At 67.6% G+C, this 26,105-nt stretch carries 23 protein-coding genes; all 23 read right to left on the minus strand.

Annotation, left to right across the window (positions count from 1 at the left end; genetic code table 11):
* Positions 1-781 precede the first annotated feature (781 nt).
* Complete coding sequence (locus tag NV1_RS38880; protein WP_067903682.1) at positions 782-982, minus strand: hypothetical protein; 201 nt, start codon at positions 980-982, stop codon at positions 782-784.
* Positions 983-1,159: 177 nt separating this feature from the next.
* Entirely contained in the window at positions 1,160-1,666 is a 507-nt protein-coding gene (locus NV1_RS38885; protein ID WP_067903685.1) for a hypothetical protein, read from the minus strand.
* A gap of 516 nt (positions 1,667-2,182) precedes the next feature.
* Entirely contained in the window at positions 2,183-7,744 is a 5,562-nt protein-coding gene (mobF, locus tag NV1_RS38890; protein ID WP_169813529.1) for a MobF family relaxase, read from the minus strand.
* A gap of 399 nt (positions 7,745-8,143) precedes the next feature.
* The gene (locus NV1_RS38895) at positions 8,144-8,323 is read right to left on the minus strand and encodes a hypothetical protein (protein ID WP_157117673.1); all 180 of its coding nucleotides are present in this window, start codon (positions 8,321-8,323) and stop codon (positions 8,144-8,146) included.
* Between the two features lie 81 nt (positions 8,324-8,404).
* Positions 8,405-9,811, minus strand: a complete 1,407-nt coding sequence (locus NV1_RS38900; RefSeq protein WP_067903694.1) for a hypothetical protein — start codon at positions 9,809-9,811, stop codon at positions 8,405-8,407.
* 400 nt (positions 9,812-10,211) lie between these two features.
* Positions 10,212-10,769 carry a single-stranded DNA-binding protein gene (locus tag NV1_RS38905; RefSeq protein WP_067903697.1) on the minus strand — a complete coding sequence of 186 codons (558 nt, stop codon included), beginning with the start codon at positions 10,767-10,769 and terminating at the stop codon, positions 10,212-10,214.
* A 130-nt stretch (positions 10,770-10,899) separates the two neighbouring features.
* A complete protein-coding gene (locus tag NV1_RS38910) occupies positions 10,900-12,666 on the minus strand; it encodes a ParB/RepB/Spo0J family partition protein (RefSeq protein ID WP_067903700.1) in 1,767 nt (588 codons plus the stop codon).
* Positions 12,667-12,791: 125 nt separating this feature from the next.
* On the minus strand, positions 12,792-13,025 hold the full coding sequence (locus NV1_RS38915) for a hypothetical protein (RefSeq protein ID WP_067903703.1): 234 nt from the start codon (positions 13,023-13,025) through the stop codon (positions 12,792-12,794).
* A gap of 44 nt (positions 13,026-13,069) precedes the next feature.
* On the minus strand, positions 13,070-14,152 hold the full coding sequence (locus tag NV1_RS38920; protein WP_084526551.1) for a DUF4192 domain-containing protein: 1,083 nt from the start codon (positions 14,150-14,152) through the stop codon (positions 13,070-13,072).
* A gap of 41 nt (positions 14,153-14,193) precedes the next feature.
* Complete coding sequence (locus NV1_RS44250) at positions 14,194-14,349, minus strand: hypothetical protein (protein WP_157117674.1); 156 nt, start codon at positions 14,347-14,349, stop codon at positions 14,194-14,196.
* Positions 14,350-14,506: 157 nt separating this feature from the next.
* Entirely contained in the window at positions 14,507-15,478 is a 972-nt protein-coding gene (locus NV1_RS38925; protein ID WP_067903709.1) for a DUF4192 domain-containing protein, read from the minus strand.
* A gap of 83 nt (positions 15,479-15,561) precedes the next feature.
* A complete protein-coding gene (locus tag NV1_RS46670; RefSeq protein ID WP_307631251.1) occupies positions 15,562-15,861 on the minus strand; it encodes a DUF2786 domain-containing protein in 300 nt (99 codons plus the stop codon).
* Positions 15,764-16,480, minus strand: a complete 717-nt coding sequence (locus NV1_RS38935; RefSeq protein WP_067903714.1) for a hypothetical protein — start codon at positions 16,478-16,480, stop codon at positions 15,764-15,766. Before NV1_RS38935 ends, NV1_RS46670 begins: the two co-directional genes overlap by 98 nt.
* A gap of 209 nt (positions 16,481-16,689) precedes the next feature.
* Positions 16,690-17,481, minus strand: a complete 792-nt coding sequence (locus NV1_RS38940) for a class II glutamine amidotransferase (RefSeq protein WP_067903717.1) — start codon at positions 17,479-17,481, stop codon at positions 16,690-16,692.
* The gene (locus tag NV1_RS46185; protein ID WP_245714155.1) at positions 17,469-18,665 is read right to left on the minus strand and encodes an amidoligase family protein; all 1,197 of its coding nucleotides are present in this window, start codon (positions 18,663-18,665) and stop codon (positions 17,469-17,471) included. The genes NV1_RS38940 and NV1_RS46185 overlap by 13 nt, the downstream gene beginning before the upstream one ends.
* A 208-nt stretch (positions 18,666-18,873) precedes the next feature.
* The gene (gene dprA / locus NV1_RS38950) at positions 18,874-19,773 is read right to left on the minus strand and encodes a DNA-processing protein DprA (RefSeq protein ID WP_067903720.1); all 900 of its coding nucleotides are present in this window, start codon (positions 19,771-19,773) and stop codon (positions 18,874-18,876) included.
* 77 nt (positions 19,774-19,850) lie between these two features.
* Complete coding sequence (locus tag NV1_RS38955; RefSeq protein WP_067903723.1) at positions 19,851-20,621, minus strand: class II glutamine amidotransferase domain-containing protein; 771 nt, start codon at positions 20,619-20,621, stop codon at positions 19,851-19,853.
* Positions 20,609-21,703 carry an amidoligase family protein gene (locus tag NV1_RS46190; protein WP_245714156.1) on the minus strand — a complete coding sequence of 365 codons (1,095 nt, stop codon included), beginning with the start codon at positions 21,701-21,703 and terminating at the stop codon, positions 20,609-20,611. The genes NV1_RS38955 and NV1_RS46190 overlap by 13 nt, the downstream gene beginning before the upstream one ends.
* 147 nt (positions 21,704-21,850) lie before the next feature.
* Positions 21,851-22,603 carry a class II glutamine amidotransferase gene (locus NV1_RS38965; protein ID WP_067903730.1) on the minus strand — a complete coding sequence of 251 codons (753 nt, stop codon included), beginning with the start codon at positions 22,601-22,603 and terminating at the stop codon, positions 21,851-21,853.
* On the minus strand, positions 22,591-23,607 hold the full coding sequence (locus NV1_RS38970; RefSeq protein ID WP_245714157.1) for a hypothetical protein: 1,017 nt from the start codon (positions 23,605-23,607) through the stop codon (positions 22,591-22,593). The genes NV1_RS38965 and NV1_RS38970 overlap by 13 nt, the downstream gene beginning before the upstream one ends.
* Before the next feature lie 318 nt (positions 23,608-23,925).
* Positions 23,926-24,378 (minus strand): hypothetical protein, encoded by a 453-nt coding sequence (locus NV1_RS38975; RefSeq protein ID WP_157117675.1) that lies wholly within the window; start codon positions 24,376-24,378, stop codon positions 23,926-23,928.
* Positions 24,379-24,567: 189 nt separating this feature from the next.
* Positions 24,568-24,927 carry a hypothetical protein gene (locus NV1_RS38980; RefSeq protein WP_067903735.1) on the minus strand — a complete coding sequence of 120 codons (360 nt, stop codon included), beginning with the start codon at positions 24,925-24,927 and terminating at the stop codon, positions 24,568-24,570.
* Between the two features lie 624 nt (positions 24,928-25,551).
* Positions 25,552-25,794, minus strand: a complete 243-nt coding sequence (locus NV1_RS38985; RefSeq protein ID WP_067903738.1) for a hypothetical protein — start codon at positions 25,792-25,794, stop codon at positions 25,552-25,554.
* Positions 25,795-26,105 lie beyond the last annotated feature (311 nt).

The following is a 26,105-nucleotide window of genomic DNA, read 5'->3' on the forward strand; positions in this document are numbered from 1 at the left end:
CCACAGCGGGTTGCTGTCCCTGTGTATCCGTCACCGGCCCCGGGGCTGGTGACGGTCGCATACACACTTGCCGTCGTGATTTCGAGGCGGGCCGACCGTCACAGCCCACCTTGCTATCGGTAGAAACGCACAGGCGCACGGCGGCGTCTTCGCCTGCGTACCGATCCTGGTCATAGTAGAAGCACTTCCTCCCCGCCATGCCGCAAACGCCCTACACCAGAACCGAATCCCGCGTGATCCGGGCATACAGGATCGTGGCGTTGCCCTTCTCCTGCCCACCGGTCATGGTTGCACGGATCTCGTCATACGCCATTGCTACGGCTTCACAGCTCGAGCTGCGCGTTGAGCGCGGTGCGCGCACCTCATGGGTATGGTGCGCGCGATGCGCGCAGTCCGAATGTTCGGGGACGTCGGCGTGCGCGAAGTGAACGGATTCGGCGCAGCTGCATCATGGTGTGGCCCGCATCCCGTCCCTCGTGCCGATTCATTTCTCATGGACTACGGCACGGGCTCGTTCGGCATCGTGGGATCGGACGTACTTTCTTAAGCGTTGATCTTGTTCTCGTACCAGTCGCGCGCATGGTGCGCGGTCATATCGAGCGCGCTACCGACGGCGGACCAGCTGTCACCAGAGCCTCGCGCGCATCGCATGACGAACGAAAGCAGCAGCCATGTACCGGTGGGCCACCACATCACCGCCCTCACCAGTTCGCCCACGCGGCCGGGGCCCCGAGGACGAGGTCCCGATGCTCGCTGGCGCGGTCACGGACGCTTGCAGCCATCACGACTGAAGTTCATTCGTATGACGGTTCGGCGGCTGGTCGCCGGTGTACTCGTCCAGCTGGGTCCAATAGCCGGGCGTATAGAAGCGAGCGATACCAGCGGCGCTCACAGCGAGCACCCCGCTCGGACCGAAGGTATAGCTGTAGCCCGCTCCGTAATCCACGGCGGTCGAATCGGCAAGATATACGACGAAGCCCATACGATCAGGCTATCGCCCGTCCGAATCACCACGGCCCAGTTTGCCGGATAGCTCGAGACGGCTCGAGTGCCGATGGCACGCGATCTACCCAGACCTGCCACCGGCAACGACGGCTGACTCGGCACATGGCTGTGGCGCGGAAAGTCGCTCCAAGCGTTCGGCTGGCGCGGGGCTTTATCAGTGGATGGTGACGAGCCGAGTACTCGGATCCAATACGTGTGGCCAGCCTCGAGCCGGTGCATCGCCCCACCAGCCGCGGCCGTCGGGGGCGTTCCACTCGGGCCGGGCCGGGGGGCCGCCGCCGAGTTGGACGGAGTAGAAGTTCGATGCCTGCTCGAAAGCGGAGTACGGCGGATGCTCCCGGCCGAACAGCGGGGATATCTCGAGGCGCGTAAAGCGGGCGGCGAAGCGGCCCCCGGTGTTGCTGTAGCACAGACACATTGCCAGATCCGTGTCGATCCAGCAGTCATCGATCGTGTGCAGTGCGTGGGGCTGACGCGAGTACCACACCACGTTCTCGGCGACCGCGAGCACCCAGCGCTGCCGGTTGCCGGGCAACAGGTCGGCGTAGAGCAGGTCGGAGGGGCACGCACCACGATCGACGGCCGGGGCCGGAGTAGAGGACTGCGCCCATCCCGGTCCGCCGGCATAGTGCTTGTGCCCGGTAGAGCCGAGGGCGTTCAACGCGCCTGAAGGTTGTTGAGCCAGTCAGGGCATCGAGGCATGTTCTCACAGTACGCGGTGATCACCCCGACCTCTCCTTGCCGTGACCCCGGCCAGCCACCGCCGCAACCCACCGACGGGACCATTCTCTTGTAGCGCAGGTTCCGACGGCGATCTGGGGGCACGGCCGGTGACAGGGTGGCCGGGCCAGGTGGGAGGAAGTCCGGGACGTCGTCGAGTTGCACCGGCGGTGCGATGATTTCTCGCTCGTCCCCGTTGGTGCCGTAGCCGAGAGCGCGTTCGGCGATGTGCGCGTGATGGCCGCGACGTTGCCGCCATCAGCGACGAGCTGGTTCAAGACGAGTTCGGCGGCGACGCGCTGCACCCGACCATCCTGAGCCCTCACTCCGCGCTCGCTCCGTGGGACGAACTCGACCGGCCAGGGCCTTGGGACGGCTTCGGCCGGTAGAGCATCGCCCGTAATCGCCGTGACTCGCAACTGCCGTGCGAAATCAAACGATCTCCGCAGCACCGGGCTCACAAACCGAGATCCTCGTGTCGCGCAGAAGGGTCCCGCCCGTCCGGCGTGGTGCCGTGGTTCGGGTCGGTGGTGAGATCTGGGCGGTGGTGTTGGCGCAGGAGGTGTTCGGCTCTTGCCAGGTCGGGGGTGAGTTGGGTGCGGCGGTGCTGTTCGGCGTGGAGATCGGCGAGTTCGTTGTGCAACCAGCCCACGTGCACTGTTGCCTCGGTCTGTTTTTCTTCGTCGTCGGGGGTGGCGGGTCCGAACAGGATGTTTTCGTCGGCGGGCATCGTGAGGCGGTGCTCGGTGTGGGTGATGTTTGCGGTGAGTTCACTATCGGTGAGCAACTGCACGGGATCGGACACATCGATGGTGGGAGTGGCAGCGTGCGGTGTGTCGGGGAACGGGTGCTGGGTGACCCAGGTGTGGATGGCGTGGCGGTCGCGGCGGGTGGGTGCGTCGCGCCAGTCGCGGCGGAGTTTGGCTTGCGCTTGGTCTGGTGGGTAGGTGGCGGTGATGTGTGCGCAGCGGGCAGGGATGTGGTCGGCGGCTGTGTGGTCCGGGATGCCGGGGTGGCCGCCGTCGCGGCACTCTCCGCATAAGCCGTCGTCGCCGCGGCGCCCGCGTGTGGGGGTGGTGTCGTGGACGGCGCGTTCGATTCCGCAATGCAGGCATCCGAATCCGTGCGTGCGGGGAACCGCGGCGCGGGTGTAGTCCAGGGCGGCGTATCCGTCAGGGCGTGGTGTATCGCGTCCATCAGGTTGGTAGTGGTGGTTGATCCCGTGGGGCAGTGGTAGGTGGTTGGGGTCGTCGTCGATGGTGCCGCGGGTGTTGAGGTAGCCCTCGACGAAGTCCTGACCTGTGTCGGGTGGCCGGCTGGTTCGGCGGGTGTGGTCGGTCCATTCCCGATGATTGCGTGCGGCGGTTTCAGCCCTGGTGTGAGCGGAAGTCGGGTGGCTGGCGCCGTTGTCGGGGTTGTAGATGTGTGGGTCGGTGTCGGGGATGCACGCGATGATGAGGTCGCGGTGTTGTGGGTGTTGGTCTGCGGCCCATCGCAGTCGGGCGCGGGCGACCGGGAAGCTGTTCGCGTAGAGGGTGTTCGCGACCTTCTCCAGGATGTCGCGTTCCTCGAGGGACAATTGTCGAGTCATGGTGCCGAAGCGGCTGGTTGCTTCATCGATGCGGCCGCTGCGGAACAACTGACTGACGGCGTGAAGTTGTTCGGGTATCGAGGCATCGGGGTCCGTACGAGGTGGCCGTGCTGCTGAATCCGGGCGTGGGTCGGTCTGTGAAGGGCTGTGGTGTGTGTCCATGTCGTGTGCCGTCTCGGTTGCGGGTTGAGTGGCTGGTTCGGGGGTGGTCGGTGTTTCGGGGCGAAGGAGCGCTTCGATGCGCCAGGCGAGCGCGGTGGTGAGTCGGTCGGGGCGGGGTTCGGTGGTGTCTGGTTGGGCAGCGCGCAGGAGTTCGTAGGCGGTGGTGAGCAGATCGGTGGGTGTCCAGTCCGTGCCGGTCGCGCGGTCCAGAGCCGCGACCAATCGCGGCCAGGCGAGGTCGGCGGTGACGCGGTCGGCGGTGTCATCGCCGAGCAACTGGTGCAGGTGATCGGTCCACTCGGGCCGCAGATGCTGCGCTGCGGCAGTGGTGGACAAGGCCGCGGGATCGAGTCCCAGGCGCAGCCATAGTGCGGCGGCGGGCATCTGATCGGGTAGCGGGCGCTGTGCGGCGGCGTCGGTGAGGAGGGCATCGATGTCGAGTCCGGCGGTGGCGGCGGTGTCGAGGCGTTCAGCCAGGACTGGCCACCACGGGTCGGCAACTATGCGGGTGTTGACCCGTTTGGCCAAACCCGACCACGTACTGACAGCGGTGTGAAGGTCACCGACAATGTCGGTGACACGGGCATCCAGCAGCGCTTGGTGGTCGCGTTCGAGGACCGGATGACGCGCCGGGCCGGTGGGGCGCAGGTCGGTGTCGGGGACATGGTTGGCCGCGCGCCAGGTCGCGAGATCGGTGATCAGGCGTGGGTTTCCGAGCAATGGCCGTGCCCAGACCGGTGCGTTGGCCGCGTTCCAGTCGCGCGCATCACGAGCGATGTGGCGGGCGAGGTCGGTGATGATCCGCGCTCGGGCGTGCAGTTGTTCGGTGATCGCGTTGTCGGGCAGCTCCGGCGGTACCCCGCGGATCCAGGGCAGCGGACCGGTACCGGCGGAGTGCTTGCCGGAGGGATCGAGCCGCCAGTCCAGCACGGCGGCAGGGTCGTCGGCGGTGTCGAGTTCACGAGCCGCAATTGCGTTGCGCAGGGCGGTGATCGGGTCGCGGCCGGATATCGCGATCGTGGCGAGGTGTTGTCGCAAGACCGGGTAGGCGGGCGCATCGGTGAGCCCGGGCCGCAGGTGTTCGACGTTGTCGTCGAGTCGTGCGACCGCGTCGGCGCCGAGGGCGTGTTCGGCGGCCAGGCCAACCGCGTCGAGGTAGATGTCGACCGCGTGACCGATCCGCCGGTACGGATCGAGTGCGTCGCGCAGCTGTGCGTGCGCGGAGATCTGTGTGGTCTCGCTGGCCAGGATCCGCAGCAGCACATCCAGTTCGGTGCGTGGCATGAGGCCGGGTTCGGTCCAGAACGATGCTTCGCTGCCGTCGATCGCGGTGGGTATGTACAGGTGGTTGGCGTGCGCGCCACGGGTCAACGCCACATACAACTGGTTGCGGGACTCGGCTCCGGTGACCACGATGTGGCAGGTATCAACTGTGATGCCTTGCGCGGAATCGACAGTGATCGCGTAACCCAAGCGCACATGCGCGCGCACGTAATTCGCGGGCAAGACGGTGGAATGGCCGGCGTCGCGGCCGGGCTGTAGGTGAGCGGCGGTGATACTGCCGTCGGGATGGACGGCGGTGACGATCCATCGGTAGCCGTTGCGGACCCAATCGTGTTGGCCGAGACGCAGCTTCGGGTCGTTGCGGCGGGTGCAGATGATATCGCCGGCCGAGGCGGACAGCTCGTCGGACAGTAGCGCATGTAGGCGGGTGTCGGTGGTGCTGCGGGCGAGGCGGTCGGCGCGGGCGCGTTCGTTCAGTTCGGTGACTATCGTATGGGTGGGGGCGAGCATGACGGTGTCGCGCCCGCTGAGATGGTCCTTGATCCAGCCGATATACGCGTGGTCGTGCACGGTGCCCGGGGCGCCGGAATGTATGCGTTGATGGTCCAGGTGGAACGCCAGCCCGGTGGGGTCGCCATCGCGCAGGAGCAGACTCGCGGTTGCTTCGGTGGTGTCGGTGAACCGCACGACGTGGCTGAGGGTGGACGCGCGGGCGGCATCGGCGGTGTCCGCGGCGCTGCCGGCGGCCTCGATCGCGGGGAGTTGGCGGTCATCGCCCACGCATCGGATGGTCGCGCCGCGAGCGGCAAGGAATTCGAACAGGCGCAGGCGTTTGTCGTCGCCGAGCTTGATGTGCTCATCGACGATCACCAGTGTGCGGCGGTCGATCTGCAACACCCACTGCGGTAACGCGGCCGGAAACCTGTCGCGGTACCGGCCGGTGCGAGCGTCGGCGGGGCGGTGAGCGTCGATGATGGTCAAGAGCCGGTCGACCGTTTCCGCACGCGCGCCGGTCGAAGCGCCCAGTTGCGCGGCCGCGCTGGCGGTCGGCGCCAGGCCGAGCACGGTCCCGTCGGAGGAATGCCAGGCATCTACCAGTACGCGCATGGCGGTGGTTTTCCCTGCGCCGGCGGGGGCGTTGGTGGTCTCGATCCGCCACGGCGAACTGCCGAAAGCGCGCACCACCGCTATCTGGCCCGCGTTCAACTGGCGCTCTGTGTGGACCGGGTCGCGGTTGTATGCGTCGATCGCGGCGGTGATCAGGGGCTCGGGGATGGTGCGTGCGCCCGGCTGCAGCGACAGGTCGATCAGCTTTTCGGTGACCCCGAGTCGGCGGGCCGAGGTGTAAGGCGTGCTGGCGTCGGTGCTGTAAACGCTGGCGCCGCTAAGGCGTCGGAAGATGTCGGGGACGTGGCCGAGGACGGGTTCGGCGGCCGCGTCGGGGTCGCCCCGCGGGATCGACTGCGGCGGTGCCAATGCCTGTGCGGTGACTGCTTCGACGGTCTCGGCCCATCGGTCGCGGTCCACCAGCCCCCGCAGGCAACGTTCGGCTTCGGCGCGGATGTGATGCCACTGCCACGTCGAGCGCTGCGCGGACACCGTCTCCACGACGTCCCGTGAAACGCGCGCCACGGCGTGAGCGTCGAGCATTCGTCGTGACGTCACTGGCTGGTGGAATACCGCGGTGAGCGTGTTCGCGACCGCTTCACGCCCACCCAGCACCCCGAGTGCTTGCGCACGCCAGTCCGCGCGTTGCTCGGCCCACGACCGCAGCGCGTGTTTGCGTGGGCGGGTTTCGAGGGTGGCTTGCTGGCTGAGTCCGTACATTTCCTTGGGCATCGGTTCGCGCCCGACCCGCGTCTGGAACGCGGTGGCCAGCTCGCCAAGGCGGGCGGTGATCGCCGCGTCGCGGCGGGACCAGTGCTCGATCAACAGCCAAGGCATACCGATGATTTCGCGGATCGGCCGCTTGCCAGGATCGGTTCCGGGACGCTCGGCGAAACCTATTCCCAGGTCCGCGGTCAGGTGATGCTCGAGGCGGGAGTTGTAGATTTCGCTGACGGTCACCACGAGGCGGTAGATCATCGCGCCGTCCAGGGTCCGCCACCGCCCATCGAGGGTGCGCACGCGGTTCGCGATAACGAGGTGGGTGTGCAGATCCGGGTCCCCGCACCGTGATTCACGATGCGTGAACCGCGCCGCGACGATGCCCTCGACATCGACCTGCCGGACACCGTTGCGGCCCATCCGGGTGTAGATGCCGTGGCGTTCGAGCCATCCCATCGCGTCATCGACCGCCGCCTCGTGCGCGGCGGCGATGCGCTCGGATGTCGCCTTCGGGGCGATCGCCCACAACGCGCTGACCGACTTGACGGGACTGAACGTGATATCGAAACCCGCCACCGCCGCGCCTTTCGGACGCGAGGCGCGTGCCACCCAGGAGGACAATTCACGCGCATCCAACGGTGCACGCCCGAACTCGCCGGTGAACATTGCGGTCGCGACTTCGGTGCGGATGCGCGCGCGAGCGTCATTGGAAATAGCGGCCGCAGGGTCATTCCCGTGGCTAATATTGTGCGCACGAAACGCTTGACCGCACCGTTCTCGGTATTCGTTTTCGGAGTCGTATACACGGTAGGGGTTACCTAATCTGGTGGCTTTTTCCGCCGTATCGCGCGCGGCTTTCGTGGTAGCCCCCCGAGCGACCTCATGATCGAACACGCGGTTCTGGATCGCGATCGCGTCCGGGTGGCGTCCCTGTCCGAACAGTGTCTTCATCTGCTCCTCGGTGACATGGTCGCCAGCGCAGAGGCCGAGCGCGGTCAGTCCGGTGCCGTGCCAGCGGCCGGGTGCTTCCCCGTGCGCGGAGTAATAGTCCGCCAGCGCGTCCGAACCGAGGTTCGTGGAATCGCCTGCGGCTACCTGACGCAGGTAATACAAGTAACTGTTCCCGGCGAGAATCTTGTGCAGCGTCGCTGTCACATATTCATCGAGCACCCAAAAGTCTGGTGATATCAAGGCTCGAAAGTGATGCTGTTTGCATCACTTTCAACAAAACCGCTGGTCGTTATCGAAATGCAACAACAATGCTTCTCGAAAAAAGATTAAATGTGTACGTGGGAAGTGTTTCGTTGCCCATGCGAATCAGGAACTGTGAGGCGGGCAGATATATTGGCAGCCAGTGCCTCGGCGGTGGCTACGCGACCTGGAGGCGCTGCGATCTCAGTGAAACGCTTGCACTTCAGACCTCGATGCAAGAGGTTTGCTTGTCGTGAATGAGTGAGGGAGAGGGGATGTGTGGAAGGGGGAGTGGTCGGTGGAGGTGAGGGGGAGGAGGGAGTGGGGTGGTAGGTGGGCAGGTGATGGGTAGCAGGCGGGTGGTTACTGGTTGTGGTGGGTGGTGGGGTCGGTGAAAGTGCGACCGCACCAGGGGTTCCCGGGCGACTGCGACGGGGACCGCTGGTCTCGGTCGCGGTGGTTGACTTCGATCGAGATGAGCGGTTTGCCCCGGGAGGCCCAGCCGAGAGCGAGTCCGAGGAGGTAGAGGACGGTGTCGCGCACGGCGATCTCCTCACGGGGGTGGTGGTCCGGTCCGCCGCGGGACGGGTGCACCGCGGCGGACCGGAGAACGGGTTGCCGGTGTCAGGCGGCGGTGCGCTGGCGTGGGGGGATGGTGATGAGGCCGAGCCAGACTCGGCATTCGGTGCACATTCCGTCGGTGTCGTTGACGGGGCGGATGCGGGTGCAGCCGTCGCAGCGGGCGCGGTGCTGCCCGGCTCCGGCGACCGGGCCGCGTGAGCGAGCGGGCCGGGTGCTGATCGCGGTCGGCTGCGGCGACGGTTCGGGATCGGCGTCGGTCGGGACGGCCGGTGCGGGCAGGTATTGGTCGAGGATCTCGGTGAGCCAGCGGGGTGCGCGGCGGCGGACCTCGCGCAGGAGGGCGTGGACCGCGCCGGGTTGGGTGTCGGTGAGGAACCGGCAGTAGGTGTGGGCGAGATCGGCGGCGGTGAACCCGGGCGCGAGTTCGGGCAGGCGCGCGATGGTGGGGTCGGTGCGGCACATGTCGCACAGGCCATCGTCGCTGCGGCGTTTCCCATCGCGAACGTGGATGGGTCGCTGATCGGTGAGGGAGCGTTCGATACCGCAGGACAGGCACCGCCACCCGGTGACCGGGTGCATCGCTTCGTGGTCGTAGTCCAGGGCGTTGCCGCCGAACGGGATTGACGGGCGGGCGTCGCCGCGCAGGGTGGTCCGGCGTTCGGCGTGACGAAGGGCGTCTTCCTCGGAGATGGGTCGCTGGCCCGCCAATGCGACAGCATGGTGTCGCTGTTCGGCCACGTAGGCCACCAATTCCTGATCCCAGTTCTCGCGCGCCTGGTCCGCGTCGAGGTGTCGGGTGCTGCGCCGCGAGTGAGTTTGCTTGGTGGGGTGCAGGAGTCCGCGTGCTGCGCGGTGTTCGTCGGTGGCTTGGGCGTGGGCGATCTCGCGGGCCATGGTGTCGACGTAGAGGTTCTGCGCGGCGTAGGCACGGACCACATCGGGCTCCCACCGCTGCACGGGGCGACGCTTGGCGCGGGCGTGAACCCGGCGGGCGATCTGCTCGGGTGCGAAGCGAGACTTGTCGGTGGCATAGCTGGGGGCGGCGTATTCGCGGGTGGGCGGATTGCGCCACATGCGGATCGACTGGCGCGGCATCTCCGCGGCGGCCAACTGCGCGGTCGGTGCCGTGCCGGTGGTGTTGTGGGCTGCGAGTGCGGCCGCGCGGGCGGCGCGGTCGCGTTCATATAGGCGGGGGTTGGTGTCGGGGGTCAGGACCGCGAGCCGGTCGCGGTTGTGCGGCTCGTTCTCGTACCGCTGCTCCAACAGCTGCATCGCTTTCGGGAACGGGTGCGCGGTGAGGGTGCTGACCAATTCGTCGAGGAATGCGCGGTCCTCGGGCGTCGCCGAGGCGAGTGCTCGGTGCGCGGCGTGGAGTGCGGCGCGGCGGTCGGTGGAGATCAGGGTGTGCAGATCGTTGATGGTGTCGAGGAATGCGCTGGTTTCGGTCACGTCGAGGGTTCCTGTTCTGGTTAGTGATTTGAAAGGAGGGCATCCGGCCCGGGTGAGCGCGAAGCCCTCGAGACATGCGGGATGACCAGCTGGTCCGGGCGACCAGCCGAGGGCGGCACGACCGGGTCACACTGCGACGCGCCGGGCGAGAACGCGCCGGAGCGGCGGGGCCGAATTCCCTGCGCTGACACCGCAACCCGGGGAGCACGCCGGTCGCCGCGCTGAGGGAATTCGGTTTCGCCGGGCGCGGGCTCGTTCGGAGCGGCGCGGGGTGAGCTGGTAGCCCTCGCGGTTGGCTGGTCGCCCGGACCAGCCGGGCATCCCACCCCCGCCACCTATGACTCACCCCGCCGCGATGCCGAAGCATCGAGGCGGGGTCAGACCACAGACCAGGAGCTGCTCAGAACCCGGGATCGTCGTTCAGGCTCCGCGAACCCCCGCCGCCGACTCCAGCGCCGGCGAGGGCGGGCTCGGCCCACGGATCGTCGGAGGCGGTCGTCGTGCCGGTCTCGGTGGTCGTGCTGGGGTGGCTGAATCCGTTGCCGCTGTTGGTGGTCCGCTGCCGGGGGCTGTTGCCTGTGGTGGCGTAGGCGGGGGCGTTGCGGGTGAGTTTCGCGGTCGCGTATCGCAGTGAGGGGCCGAGTTCGTCGACGTCGAGTTCGATGACGGTGCGTTTATCGCCCTCGCGGGTGGTGTAGGAGCGTTGCTTGAGACGGCCGCTGACGATCACACGCGCCCCGCGAGTCAACGATTCGGCGGCGTTCTCCGCGGCTTGCCGCCACACACTGCACCGCAGGAACAGCGGGTCACCATCGCGCCACTCGTTGGCGGCCCGATCGAAATACCGTGGGGTGGAGGCGACGGTGAAGTTCACGACCGCATCTCCGCGCGGGGTGAAGGTGAGCTCGGGGTCGGCGGTGAGGTTTCCGATGAGGGTGAGGGTGGTGTCCTGAGCCATGGGGCAGTGTCCTTCCGTTTCAATTCCAGTGAGTGGTGGGGCACGGCTTCGGATTTCGTGAGTGATGCGGCTGCGCCGCCGACCTGTCGGTGACAAGTCGGCGGCACACCGGAGCGATCCGGCAGGCGAGTTAGACGTCCAGGTCGATGTCGTGGTAGTCGATGAGCCCGACGGCGGCACGCTCGACGTCGGTGAGCGTCCAGGGTTCCTCGTCGGCGGTGGTGGGGAGTTGTGGAGCGATCTCGGCCAGGAACGTCAGGTATCGCGGATGGCGTCCGTAGCTGGCGCGCCAGAACGATTTGTCGATCTGCGATTCGAACGCACCCAGGACCAGCGCCAGAGTGATCACCTGCGCCCGCTGCGCGCTCAGCGCCCCGGTCGTAGCGGCCAGATCGCGCGCTGATTCCGAGGTGCCGAGCAACTCGCGTGCTTTCAGCCCCGCTCGCGCGCAGTCGAGCAGATCCGGATACCGCACCAGCGATTCGGCGACGAACGCCGCGGCCCCGGTCGGCGGCTTGGACCGGCGCAGCAACCGGGTCAGGAATTCTTCGCGGCGCTCGGCCGCGGCCAGGGCTTGCTTGTTGAGCTCGCGCACGCGCCGCCGTTCGAGCCGGGCCAACTCCCGCTGCGCCGCGGCCGCGGCTGCGGCTTGGCGGGTCCGCTCGGCCGGGGAGAGACCGTCGGGCGAATCCTGCTCGTCCGCAGCATCTTCCGTGTCCGGGACATCGAGCGGCCGTACCTGCAGCCCCGACTCGGGCAACTGGTCGGCCAGCAGATAGTAGGAGGGCGTCCAGCGGTCGCGGTGCTCGACCGTGTCTGCGTGCCGCAGCCCAGCGCCCGGTTCGCGTGTGCTGTCACCGCGGGTGTCCCAGTCCACCAGGTCCGGGTCGACGAGTTCGCCGGTGTCGCGGTCGATCAGGTCTGCGTCGTGCTCGACATCGACCCACACCACCCACCGCGCCGCGTCCGCGCGGATCAGCTCCGCGCCGATGGGTTCCGCGGCTTCGGTCTCCAGCGTGTCGGCGGGCAGGAACCGCGTCTGGGTGTCGGTGGCGTCGGGTTCGGCGGTCAGCACACCGAACCCCAGCGCCGCGTACAGCGCTGAGGTGTGCAGGCGGGCGCGGGTCTCGGTGCGGTCGTGGGCGATCTTGCGGGCCCGGAACTCGAAGTCGTAGCGAGGGGCCGCGGCGAGGCGCTCGACCGCGTCGGTATCGCCGAGACGCTCGTATTCGGCGATCACCGCGAGCTGATCCAGAGAGAACGTCCCCGCATCGACCAAGCCCTTGGCGGTCGGGGAGGCCCCGATGACGGCCTGTTTCTTGACCTGAGACCGTTTGCGCTGCAACCCGTCCGCGATCCGGGTGACCGAGGCCCCCAGATCGAGCATCAACGCGATCCCGGCTGCATCGTCGGCCGCGGTCATCGGCACGCGCCGATAGTTCACGTTCATCTGCTTCAAGGTGGTTCGGATGCGGCGCTCGTTGTCCGGCAGGCTCGGGTCGGCGTCGGTCACCCACACCGGGACGGTTTCGGTGCCGACCTCGATGGCCGCCAGGACCCGCAACTGTCCATCGATGGCGTGGTGCGTGCCGTCGGGTTGACGTTCCACCAGCACGGGGGTCTCGACGCCGAATTCCCTGATCGAGGCCAGTACCTCGGGATGATCGGCGAGGTCGAACTGTTTGCGCACGTTCTCCGCGATCACCAGATCCTGCGGCGGCAGATACATCGCCCGCGCATACGGCGGCCGGCGAGCGGCCTGACCTGCCGTGGCCGCGTCGACGTCGCCGACAGGGTCGAAGTCCGGCCCGGCGAAGACCGCAGGGGCGGAGTCTTCCGCGGGGTCCGGGGCCGGGTCGAGAATCGCGGTGCTGGTGAGGGTTTCGGTCGATGACACGAGAATGCCTCCTGAACATGACGGTGGCGGGGCCGCCCTCGACCGGAACCAGGTTCGGTCGGAGTGACCCCGCCACAAGGCGAGAACGGGGGCGAACAGTCAGAGGTGGTGCGTGTGCCGGAGAGTCAGGCCGCGTGCGGCGCGCGGGCGGCACGGGTGATGTTCAGCGGGTGCAGCCGCAGCACGCCCGGTGAGTGTTCGGTGTAGGTCCAGTACCGGCCACGCCAGTCCGGGAACGTGGACTGCCACTGCTCGGGAACCGATGCGGTGTTGAGCGCGGAGACTTCTCCGGCCAGCCCGCGGTGGGCGAGTTGGTCGAACTCGGCGCGCGAGACCCGCGACACAGCCGATGCGGACATGAGCAAACCTCCTGAAAGTGGACGACGAAACAGAGGGGATGTGGTCAGTCGTGCAGGCGGACACCGATTTCCCTCGCGCGGGCGTGGCCGGTGTCAGCGAGCTCACGGACCTGATCGGGCGGCAAACCAGTACGCAAGGCGAGGTCGAGCAGCCTCGCGACGGCATGGTCCGGGTTGGCCTCGAGTGCGGCTTCGGCCGCGAGGATCGCCAGCGCGCCGCCCCCGCCGAGGTAGGCGTGGAACGCCAGCAGCGTCGCGGCTTCGGCGCGGTCGGGATCGGGCAGGTTGCGGGCCAGTAGAGCCCAGAACTGTTGGGCCGCTTCGGCCCGGCGGGTGGTGGCCAGCCCGAACATGGACTCCCTCACGAGCCGATCCCGCAGCACGGTCGCCGCCTCAGCATACTCGGGCGGGGTCAGCTCACCCCCTGCGGCCACGGCATCGATCCGCGTGATCAGCTGCGCGACCATCGTCCGCCGCTGCTCGGGCGTGGTCTCGTGCGCCGTATCGCCGATCGCGTGTGACTCCTGCGCTGGAACAGGAGGGGACAGGGTGTCGCGGACCCGGTCGGCCACAGCCGGATTCACCCGGAGCTGGTCGGCGACGTGCTCGCGGGAGGCATGGATGGCGTGCGGTCCCCGGCGTTGCCGGTAGGCCCTCGCAAGCGCGGTAGTTTCCGGGTCCGGGATAGCCCCGGTGTGGTCGGGGCCCAGCAGGCTCCACCACCGTGAGCCGGCCGCGATCTGCGTTGTCGCCCACGCTCCGTCGACGGTGATCCCGCGGCAGGCCAGCGTCGAGACGAGCGAGTGCACCACGCGGTCGTGCAGACTGTCGCGGCTGCGGGAGGCTATTTCGTCGGTGGTGCTGTCGACGATGACCGCCAGCACGCTGGCCGCCTGGTCGTTGATGGCGATCGCGGCCGCGTGCGCGGTAGCATCGAGGAGCTGCTCCCACGGGACCAGCAGGTCGTGCCGGGCCGCCAAACCCACGACCCGTGAATCTGTGCCGGATTGCTCCCGCAGCGTCAACAGCACGAGTGAATCGGACGGGTAGAACCCGAGCGCCACAGGCACCGAGGCGATCACCTCACCCGGGTCCCGCGCCGTGCCGCCGGGGATCGAAACAGACATACAGGACAGGTATCCCTTCGCTGAACAGGAATCAGTGCCAGTCAGATCAATTCGTCGGCCAGGTAGGCCAGCCGAGGTGGGACGGGCCGCAGCTCGCCGCTGCGGTCGGGGATGCCGTGGTCGGCGGCCATGGCTTCCACGTACTGGATCAATGTGGTGGTCGATCCGCCGAACCAGCGCCGCGCCAGCTCTTGCACCGCGCGATGATCGTGCAGCGGCAGATACTCGCGCCCCGTGAGCCGGCCACACCCGCACGCACACGAGCGCGGTCGCTGACTCTCGCTGGTAATTGTTTGGTGTGCAGCAGATTCCATGCGGCTCCTGTCCAGGAATTCTGGGTCCGGTGAGGCCGGGTTACTCGATCTGCAAGCCGATCTGCGCGGCCGCGGCGTGCCCGGAACGCGCGAGGTCGCGGATCAGGTCGCCGACGCTGCGGTTCGGCAGAAGACTGGAAAGGCGTTGGGCGAGGCGGTGGTTCGGGTCGTCGATGAGAATCGCGGCGACGGCGGCCTGGGCGGTGGACCAGTCATCGGTGGCGATCGACGCCACGGCGGCCAGCAGCGCAGCATCAACACGATGTCCCGGTGGCAGCGTCTGCCACGCCAAGGTCCACAACCGCCGGGCGGAGTCCTCGGCGGTGGTGCCGATGAACCCGTACGCACAGTCCCGCACCACCGAATCGCGCAGACAGGCCGTGAGTTCAGCCACCTGCTCCGGGGATGGCCAGTCCCCGGCCGCCACCGCTTGCACGAGGGTGAGCACGAATCGCACCCGCTCCTGAATCCAGGGCAGGTCTGGTTCCTGGCCGCTCACGGGTGGTGGCTGGTGTGTGAGCAGGGCCGCGGTGCGCGCGGCGCGGTCGGGTTCGGGCGCCAGGACGCCCGGTGACGTGGTCGGGCCGGGCTGGGTGTCGGTGGTGTCCGGGTACAGCAGGCTCCACCAGGAGCGGCCGGGTTCGATCGCCGGGGTGACCCAGGCATCGAGCAGGGGGGTGCTCCACACTCCGATGCGATCGTTCAGCAGCGCGATCATCGCCCGGTACCGGCGTGCGGGCGTGGTGGTGTCGACGGTGTCGTCGACCACGACGGCGCACGCCCCGTCCGGGCGGTAGCGCCCGCACAGCGAGAACGCGGCCATCGCCACCTGCTGCGCGGCGACAGTTCCATCGGGCAGGTCCAGATCGACCCGCGCGATATGCCCCACGCGGACCGTCTGCGCGGGAGTGTCGGTGTCGAAGAACAGGATCAGCACCACCGACCGGCGCGGCACGTATGCGAGCCATCGGGGGATCGCCGCGATCAGAGCACCAGGGTTGTCGATGTACACGAGGACGAAACTCCTTCCGCACGAACGAACCCCACAGTCCAAGAGGGCGGAAAGTGGAGTGGGGCAAGGGCAGTGGCCGGGCTTCAGCGCTGCCCGAGGTTTATCTGCCGCCTCACCGGCACCGCGGCGCGGTCGCGGGTGTGGGCCAGGGCTACGGCAGGATCGATCGATCGGCCGGGCGGTCGGATCCGCTGCGCCGCGGCCAGAAACGCCTCGGCCTCATGAGGATTGGTGCTCGACTCGGCCTGGCGCAGCGGCCCACCCACCCAGCCGGCGCATCCGAACTCACGAGCGATCTTGCCCAGTGGTGGTGGACAGGCGATCCGGCGCGACCTGCACGGCCAGCAGATCCAGCACAGTCGGCGCACCCCGGCCGGTGTCACCGTCCTGATCCGGGGCTGGGGTAGCGTCACGGACCTTGCGGATCGCTAGCAACCGCACCCCGCGCATCCGCACGCCGGTCAGCGAAGGGGTGTTCTCGTCGCCACGGTGGTGGACGATCTGGTAGTCGTCACGATCCAGCCACACCGCGTACCAATCGTCGATGGGTTTGCCGGCCCGCCGGTCCTCGGGATAGCCGGTTTGCGGTGGCAGCCAGACGCGGCATTCACACGCCGGGTCATCGCAGCGGGTGAGCCGCGCGGCCGCGGCACGTGAGCGGTAGTGCGTGATCCGCCCAGCCAGCACCGGACACCCACGTGCCGCGTACGCGGCGCACTCGGGATGCAACCCGGGCTCTGGCGCCACACCGAGCACCCAGTCCTGCGGGCGCAGCAACACCACGACCCGGTCCCTGAGCCGCTGGCCGCACACTTGGCACAGGGCGAAGGAGAACACCAGGTCCAGATGGGCCGGGTCGATCGCACCCCAAATCGGGTCCCGCCGGCCGCGGTGACACAACGTGACGAACGGAATGGTGACCCCACCAGCGGTCGGGGCATCGTGCAACCGGGCCAGGATCGGCGGACGCGCCGAACCCGACGCCGGCACAACAGAATCCATGATCAAGACCTCCTCGGAAACGATGACGGGTGAGCAATGCGGTGGCCGCAACGACGTGAGGAGCCTTGGCCCGCCGTGAAGACATCGCTGCGGAGGTGGGCGATGACGGTGCAGGAAGCACAGGGCTTCGCTGGTCAGTGACCGAGGTGAGAGTTGACGAGTTCGCCCGCCACGCGGTGCCTTCGGCCTTGGCGCGGGGGCAACCGGCATCATGCGACCGCGGGCTGCGGGTCGTGGTAGATGTCCAGGTCGGCGTTCCGGCTGTTACCGTCGAGGTCGTCGCAGCCGCAGCGGGGGAACACGTGCCCGCAGTGCTGGCAGAACCCGCAGAAGGTGCAGTGCGCGCCCGGGCGTTCGGGGTCGAACTCGCCGCACATTCCGCAGTACGCCTCGTCCTGGTAGTCCTCGCGGTCGCCGTGCCAGGAGGTGCCCAGCGCCCACTTGTAGGTGGTGTTGGAGTACCAGATTCCGTCATCGGTCCAGTGGCCGCCGTGTTCGTTGAAGATGTAGGCGGTGTGCCGGTAGGCCGGGTCGACGGTGAGTAGCACCATCTTGTCGGTGCGTAACCAGGTTTCGAGCCCGCTGCGCCCGACCCATGAATCCAGCGGCCCGAACGGCTCGCCGGGAAGGAAGTCTTCGGCCGCGATCCGGGTGTCCGACCGGACATCGCCGACAGGTGGTTGCACTGTCGCGGGCAGGACCCCGTTGTGCGCCAGCACGGTTCTTTCGTCACCGCCGACGAGGAAGGGGTGACAATTGTCGGTGGTGATGCGTCCGTGGGTCGCCAGGCGCGAATGAAACAGCGCCCGAGTGTCGGGGAATCGTGCACGCACCGCCGCGAATTCGTCGATGACCTCGTCAGGATTCAGGCCGTGGCCGGTGATTATCCGGTCGTCGGCGATGACGGCGTAGCCGTGCCCGTCCGGATTGACCGCTGCCCCGGCGGCGAGGGTGTGCAGGTCGGGGATGATCCCGGGTTTGAAGAAGGTCAGGATGCACATGCCAGCTCCTGCAACTCGGCCAGCAGCGGCGAGTAGACGGGTTGCGCGCGCAGCCAGGTGACGAACGCGGCCCATTCCCAGCCGCGGCGACGGGTGACATCGGAGCTGCTGAGCGCGCGCGTGTATTCGACCGAGGCGGCCACGAACCCGAGAGCGGCTTGAACACGTTGGGGGATCAGAGAACTGGCGAAGATCCGCACCTCGAAGGTGTGCTCGGGCATGGTGTTGATGGCCTGGTAGCGGCCGCCGTTGCCGAGGCCGAATTCATGGCTGCTCTTGGCGAAATCGACGATTCCCGCGCGCGCGTCGGGTTCGAACGCGGCCCAACTGTCCGACCTCCTGCGTGCGAGCCGGGTGAGGTGGGATTCGTTGCGGTAGAAGAACTTCATCCACCGATACACGTGCACCGCCGAGGTGAACCCGGCGCGGGCGACATGGACGTGAATTCCGACATCGCTATCGGTGTAGGCGCCACGTTCGTGGAGTTCGGGCAGCAGATCCCACGGGAACTCGGTCATCGCGTACGGGTAGGACATCGGGTGGGTGACGATCTCGAACCCGCAGCCATTCCCGATGGACCCGTCGTCCTTGAGGTACCCGAGGCGGCCCAGCGAGCTGGTGGCCAGGCGCGCGCAGTCCCCGCCGGAGGTTTTCAGTTCGAGTTCGAGCCCGAGGAACACCGGCCCGGTCCCGTGGAACAGCGGGGTGGGTTTGTAGCTGTAGTCGTGGATGTAGCGGCTGGCGGGTGTGCAGTCCGAGCAGTAGTCGTCGTAGCCGGTCGTGAGCTGGCCGCACTCGTCGCAGGCATGGTAGTCGATGGCGCACTCGCCGCAGACGTCGTTGCCGTTGTCGGCCTGGCGCAGGTCCCGGGCCAGGAGCCAGCAGTCGTCGCAGCGGGAATAGCCCGCGGTGCAGTGGTCGCACACCGGCCCGTCGTTCACGGTGTCGGTGGTGTCGTGGGTGTAGCGGTCGCATTGCGCGCAGCGGGTCCAGGTGGTGGCGCAGCCGCCGCACAGCACCCCGTCATCGACGGTCGTGTGCGGTTCGGTCGCGGGCAGCCCACACTCGTCGCACCACGGTGTCTGGGTGCAGGTCGCGCAGAGCTGGTGCACGGTGGGTGGGTCCTCGGGCGGCATCACGGTCGAACACGCCGCGCAACGCGTAAGGCTCGGTGCAGAAGGCATGAGCAATCGCCTTTCGGGACACGGGAAGATGCGGACACGGCAACGCCCTGCCCTCAGCGCGGAGAGCGGGGCGTTGCCGAAACAGAGCCGAGAGACGGGCCGTGTGAAGCTGGGCCGGGCGGTGTCACCGATCGGCGCCGCGCGGTATCGGCCGCGTTGACTCGACGGTGCTGTGGGAGGTCGCCGGGTGAGGTCTGTGTGTGCGGTGTCAGCCGTCGACGGTGTCCAGGATCTGGTCGGTGGTGGTCACCAGGCGTGCCGCGCCCGTGCGGATCACGTCGCGGCAGCCCGCTGACGCGGCCGAAGTGATCGGTCCTGGGACCGCGGCCACAGGCCGGTGTAGGCGGGTGGCCCAGTGCACGGTGTTGCCGGCACCGCTGCGCAGTCCTACCTCGCACACGAGCACCCCCGCCGACAGAGCCGCTACGATTCGATTCCGCGCCAGGAACCGGGATTTCGCCGGCGCAGTACCGGGCGGATACTCCGAGATCACCAGCCCGGTCTCCGCGATCCGCGCCAGCAGCTGGTCACGTGCCGCCGGGTAGGGGCGGTCGAGCCCGCACGGCAGGACTGCGATGGTCGGGGCCTGTTCGGTCAAGGCTGCGGCGTGTGCGGCTGCGTCGATACCGAACGCGGCGCCACTGACCACGACCCGCCCCCGGCGAGCCAGGTCGCTGGCGAACTCGTGGGTGACGCGCTTGCCGTAGCCAGTCGCGACGCGGGACCCGACGACCGCGATCGTGTGGGACGCGAACAGATCCGGCTCCTGCGTGCCGCGTACCCACAGCGCGATCGGCGCGTGCACGTCCTCGCCGAGCCCGTCGAGGTCGGCCAGGCGTGCGGGCCAGACCGGATCGTCGCGGGTGAGCAACCGTCCACCCATCACCGCGGTCCGGAACAGGTCGTCGTCGGCGCGCTCCCAATCCCGGAGGCTATAGCGGGCATCGATCACCCCGCTGACGACCCGGTTCGCGGCCTCGACCGGGCCGTGCGCGTGCACGAGTTCAGCGACCATCCCCGGCGCGGACACCGAGACCCGCGACAGCAAAGCCCACGCACGATGCCGGCGCGAATCACGGGCCTCGGCAGTGTCGGTCCTGGACTGCACAGTGGACTCTCCTCTCGGTGAACGGACGCGAACGAGCAAGACGCACCGCCCGGCGCGGGTAATCCGGGTCCTGGCTCTCAAGCGGTGAGGTACTCGTCCAGGTCGGCGTATCGGTCGCGGCCGTGCAGGTCGCAGCATTCGCAATGCGGGAAGGTGCGCAAGCACTCGGCGCAGAATCCGCAGTAGGTGCAGTGCGACCCGGGCCGTTCGGGGTCGTACTCGCCGCAGTCCAGGCAGTACACCTCGTCCTCGATGCTGTAGTTGCCGCCGTAGAAGCCGGGCGGTGTGCGGTAGGACAGGTTCGAATACCAGATCCCGTCCTCGGTCCGGAAGCCTGCGTGTTCGTTGAACACGTAGGCGCGCTGTGCGAAGGCGGGATCGACAGTGAGCAGCACCATCTTGTCGGTTCCGAGCCACCGCTCGAGCAGCCCCCGCCCAGTGGGGGAGTCCAGTGACCCGAACGGCTGGGTGGGCAGGAAGTCCTCGGCGGCGATGCGGGTATCCGACCGGTAATCCCCGCGTTTCGGGTGCATGGTGGCAGGCAGGATCCCGTTGTGCGCGAGCACGGTTCGCTCGTCCCCGCCGACGGCGAAGGGGTGACAGTTGTCTGGTTCGATTGGTCCGTGGGTGGCCAGGCGGGAATGAAACAACGCCGCACCCTCGGGGTGTTCGGCTCGCACAGCGGCGAATTCGCTGATCACCGTTTCCGGATTCAGACCCCGGCCGACCAGGACCCGGTCTGCGGCGATGACGGCGTAGCCGTGGCCGTGCGGGTTGGCGCGGGCTCCGCCGTGCAGGGCGTTGAGGTCGGGTGCGATGCTGGGGGCGAGGTAGGTCAGGATGCACATGCCAGTTCCTCCAGTTCGGTCAGCAGCGGGGTGTAGGCGGGGCGGGCGCGCAGCCACGTGGTGAACGCGGTCCATTCCCAGCCGCGGCGGCGGGCGACGTCAGCGGCGGTGAGGGTGCGGGTGTATTCGACGGTGGCGTCGACGAACCCGAGCGCGGCCTGAACCTGTTGCGGGTGCAGGGAACTGGCGAAGATCCGCACCTCGAAGGTGTCCTCGGGCTCGGCGTTGACCGCCTGCAAACGCCCGAACCCGCGCTCGCCCTTGACGATCCGAGCGGTCCGCGACCGCGCGGTGGTCGTGAAACTCGCCCACTCGTCCGGATCCCGTCGCGCCAGCGTCGTGGCGTGGGATTCGTTGCGGTACAGCAGTTTCAGCCACCGATACGCGTGCGCTGGAGAGGTGAACCCGGCCCGGGACACGTGCACGTGCAGCCCGACGTGGCGGTCGGTGTATGCGCCGTGCGCGGCGAGGTCCGGCAGCAGATCCCACGGGAATCGTTCGAGCGCGAACGCGTAGTCCATGGGATGGGTGACGAGTTCGAAACCGCACCCGATCGAAGAGTCTTCTTTCAGATAGCCCAGACCGCCGAGCCGGTCCAGGGCCAAGTCGATGCACGCGTCCAGGGCCCAGGGCTCGATTTTGATCTCGAGTTCGAATCCGAGGAACACCGGGCCGGGGCCGTGGAATCGGGGTGCGGGTTTGTAGAAGTAGTCGTGGACCCGCTCATCGTCACGGGTTCCGTAGCCGCAGGACGCGCACCGGGTGTGGTCCTCTGCGAGCAGGGTGTAGCAGTTCGTGCATTCCTCGTAGCGGGTCGAGCAGCCCTCGCACACCACCTCGTCGTTGTCGAGGGAGAACGTGCTCTCGTCGTAGCGGTCGCAGCGAACACACAACCGGTAGCCCGCGCAGCAGTCCTCACACACGTCGCTGTCACTGGTAGTGGGGTACAGGACCGCGGCGGGCCACTCGCACTCCGCGCACACCGGCCGGTCTGCGCAGTCCGGGCACAAGCCGGAGTCGGGAGGGTCGTCGGGCAGCGCGGCAGAACAGTTGCGGCACTGCACCTCAGCGGACACGGGCATGACAGGTCGCCTTCCTTTCCAGAGACGACGACGGCCCCGCACCCGAGCCGGAAAGATCGGGTACAGGGGCCGGCGTCAACGAATGCGAAGGGTGGGTCGGTGCACGACCGGCCCGGAAGTCGGCGGTTCAGGCCGTGCTCGACGCGGTCAGGAGCGGATGAGCCCGCTCGATCCAGGCGTGAGTGAGCTACGCCGGGAAGTCAGCGAGTAGCAGTCGCAGTCAGCGAAGTCGGATAGGCAGATGAAGCACCAGCCGCATCGGCCGCAGTACCGGCTTCCCGGTTGGGGGCCGTGGGTACGGCAGTACCGGCACGCGCCGCGCCACGAGATCGGTGGGCGGGGTTGGTAGCCGGTGTTGGAGTACCAGATCCCCGATTCCCAGATGCCGAGGTGTTCGTTGAACACATACGAGCGGTGCGTGTAGGAGGGGTCGAGGGTCAGCAGGACGAGTTTGCTGCGGCCGAGCCATGATTCCAGGCCCCGGAACCCGCGCCGGGTATCGATCGACCCGAACGGTTGCGCGGGCAGGTAGTCCTCGGCGGCGATCCGGGTGTCCGACCGCGGATCGTACGGGCCCGGGTGCACCCGCTGGGGCAGGGTTCCGTTGTGCGCCAACCAGGTTCGCTCATCACCACCGAGCGAGAAAGGGTGACAGTTCCCGATACTGATGGCGCCGCGGGTGGCCCACCGGGAATGGAACACCGCCGGCCCGTCCGGGTATTCGTTCCGGGCACGGGCGAATTCGGCGATCACCTGATCGGCGTTCATCCCATGCCCGGTGATGATCCGCGTGCCGGCGTGCACGGCCCAGCCGTGGCCGTCGCGGTTGACGCTCGCTCCGACCGCTAGCGCCGGGAGGTCCGGCACCACACCGCCGGGCAGGAATGTCAGGAGGCACATGCCAGGTCCACCTCTCCCAGACGCTGCGCCAGCGGCGCGTAGGTGTCGGTACGCGCACGCACCCAGTGGGTGAACCGCGGCCAGTCCCAACCCTGATGACGCGTGATGTCGTGTGAAGTGATTACGCGGGTGTACTCGACCGACGCGGCCACGAACCCGAGCGCGGCCTGCACCCGGACCGGGTCCAGGGATCCGGCGAACACCCGCACTTCGAGGGTGTGGCGGGGGTGCGGGTTCACTGCCTGGTAGCGGTCCACGTCGGTGCCGTGTGGGTGACCTTTGGCGGTGTCCTTGATCGCGCCCCGCGCCTGCGGGGAAAACCGTGCGTATCGGGAGCGGCGGCCCGCGAGGTCGGTCACCGCGGTCTCGTTGCGGTACAGGAACGTCGCCCACCGGTAGATGTGCGCGGGGGAGGAGAACCCGGCGCGCGAGGCGTGCACGTGCAGCCCGACCCGCCGGTCGGAAACGCAGCCCAGCGCGGACAGCTCACCTAATATGTCCCAGGGGAACTCGCGGATCGCGAACGGGTAGTCCATCGGGTGGGTGACCAACTCGAACCCCGCCGGTTCGATCGAGGAATCGTTCTTCAGATACGCCAGCCGCCCGACCGCGTCGGCCACCGCGGACACCGCCCGGTCGCGGCATCGTTGGGGGACAATGATTTCCAGCTCCATCCCCAAATACAGAGGCCCGTCACCATGGAAGCGGGGATCGGGCTTGTAGCTGTAGTTCCACACCTCCGCACCCGAATGACACGCATCACACACGCTGTAGTCCGGCAGCAGCGTGCCACACTCCTCACACACGGCGAACCCGGCCGCGCAACCGTCGCAGACGCGGCGCCCGCCGGACACATACCGCGTCGTCGCTGCCCACAGCGCGCAGGTGCTGCACCGGTCGAAGTGGCGGTTCGCGCACACCGCGCACACGGTGACCGCGCCGAGGGCGGGAACCTGGTTGTCGCTGTAGCGGCCACAATGCGCGCACACCGCGACCCCGGCCACGCACCCACCGCACCAGGACCCCGCATCCGAGGTCACCACCAACTCGCGGCTCGGGGCTCGGCACCGATCACACCACGCCATCCTGGAAAGACATGCGGTACACACGGTTTCGTTCTCGGCGGTGTCGTGACGGACACCAGCAGTTCGCGAGCCGCACAGCGCGCACGGCGGCGCGAGGGACACCGACAGATAGGGCATGGCGATCGCCTCCAAACAAAGGGATGCAGAAACGACGAACGCCGTGACGGAGGGAACCGTCACGGCGTCAACGACATCGACAAAGCAGGCCGCGGGGGTGCTCGCGCCTCTCATTAGGGGTCAGGGGGATCGAAACGCCTCGGGCGGTGCGAAGCTCACCGCGTACTGTCCGGGCATGGCGGTGATGACCAGCCAGCCGTCCCCTTGGGCGTAGTCGCGGATCAACTCGATCAGACTGCCGCCGTCCGGGAAAGGCTCGCCCAACTCGATGTACTCGGCGAAGTCGTCACCACCAACCGGGGTGCGCCCCAGCGCGGGACCGGTCCCCGGACCCCACCCCACCGCGTAAACCACCCTCGCCGGCCCATCGACCACGCGAGGGTCCGCGAGTTGGCGGGGCAGGCCGTTGCTGCGCACATAGATGCTGTTGTGTTTGGCCCAGACCAATGACGCGACCCCGGGCACACCCTCCTCGTGTTGAGCCAGCGACGGGGAATGCTCCCGCGCCCCGGCCGCGTGTTCCGCGATCTCAAGGACTTCGCTCAGGGGGAAGAACAAATCGATCGATGCCACGGCGGCAATTCCTTCGCATTTCGGGATTGGATGGTTCGGACACACCGAGACCGCAACCGCCAGTAGTGCGGGCACGGTTCGGAACGGCATCGCACGCAAGGCATCCGGGACGTGCCCGGTTCGGCAAACTGCCTGCGGCGAAACCGAATTCGTTGCGGCATCACCTGAGCCAGATGAGCGCGTGAGGATTCAGTGCGCTGGGCCGATGAACCGGCAGTGCGGATCGTGGTGCCCGGTGCAGGTGATGGTGCCCAGCGTTCGCGAGCGGATCGCCAGCTTGCGACGGGTGGTGGACTCAGCGTCATCGATCAGGGGACCGACGACGTCTTCGTAATAGTCGCGGCCAGAGTCGCCGACGGCAAGGAAACCGGCCTTGCGCCACATCCGCAGATACAGACCCACACCGGTGCTGTTGAGCGGCGCGGCGAGGCTGGTGGCCATCATCGCCGCAGCGACTTCAGCCGCGGTGCCCGGGCGGGTATCGGCCCCTGCGGCAACACGTTCGAGCAACTCACGCGCGTGGCTGCGGTACACGAACTCGGTTGACATCACCCGATGAGTCGGCCTACACAGCCCATCGCTGTGCCACAACAAATCCCCCGCAGCAGGATGGCGTTTCTGCGCCCGGCCGATCTCATCCTCCATCCACTCCCGTTGGGCGAACAGCGCTTTCACAGTGGGTTCGATGTGCTCGAAGAGATCACGTAGGTCACCGCGCGGTGACGGTTCCGATTGAGGGGTCACGGTCGGCTTCTCCTCGGTACAGGAGGGACAGAATGGGTGCGACTTGTGCACGCCGGGGCGACGAGCCGACAGCACGCGCAGAGCCCCTTGGTCCGGGTTTGTCGCTAGCGCCGAGGCTCTCGTCCCTGGGCTTGTCGTCTCACGGACGGAAGAACTTCTTCATATCGGCGGAAAGAGGGAGATCGGCGTGGGCAATGTGGTTGCGATAAGCGATCGGGCAGTCGATTCGCATAACGTGGCGTGCACGCGGCTGGACCACGCCGCTCGTCCGAAGCGCCCAGATGAAGTCCGGGCGCGGTATGGTGGTTGGTGCGAGGGACTGACCGGATTCACACGTGTCAGGAGTTCGTCATGGACGAGAATCGCCGCCCCCGCCCTGCTCGAGTACGTCGAGGATCATCGCCAGAAGTTGCGGCACGCCTACAACGTTCACGCCGCCGAGCCATGGATCGTCGCGCCGCAGAGCGTGAACGGGAAAAGATCGTCACTGCCGCAGTGCGGGACTACATCAACGCGTGGCACGCCATAGGGCTCGTGCAACAGCGACGTGACAAAGACATCGCCGACCTCAAACGCCGGATCCAGGATGTCACCACCGGTGCCGAGAACGAGATCGCCGACCACGAGAAGGCTCAGGCCCAAGCGGCTGCTGCAATCCACGAGCAAGGCCATACCGAGAACGAGATCGCCGAGCTACTTGAGGTCAGCTCCAAACATGCGCGACAACTGATCTCGGCAACTCGAAGAGCAGGAGCACAAAAGCCGGAGTCGAGGAAGCCGGATATAGCCCCAGGGTGGCCGCCCGTGTCCGGTGTACTTCCGTCCAGGGACACGCCACGGACTGTGAGCCCGAGCGTTCAACCGCACGTAAGCCAGGACGAACGGGCAGGTGTGCCGACCCAAAAGAAGCAAGAAATCGAACCACCGAGATGAGAAGAGGATCAGACTAATGCCAACGGCTATCAATCCGGGTTTGCCATGTC

The sequence above is a fragment of the Nocardia vaccinii NBRC 15922 genome (assembly GCF_001613305.1).
Lineage (GTDB): Bacteria > Actinomycetota > Actinomycetes > Mycobacteriales > Mycobacteriaceae > Nocardia > Nocardia vaccinii.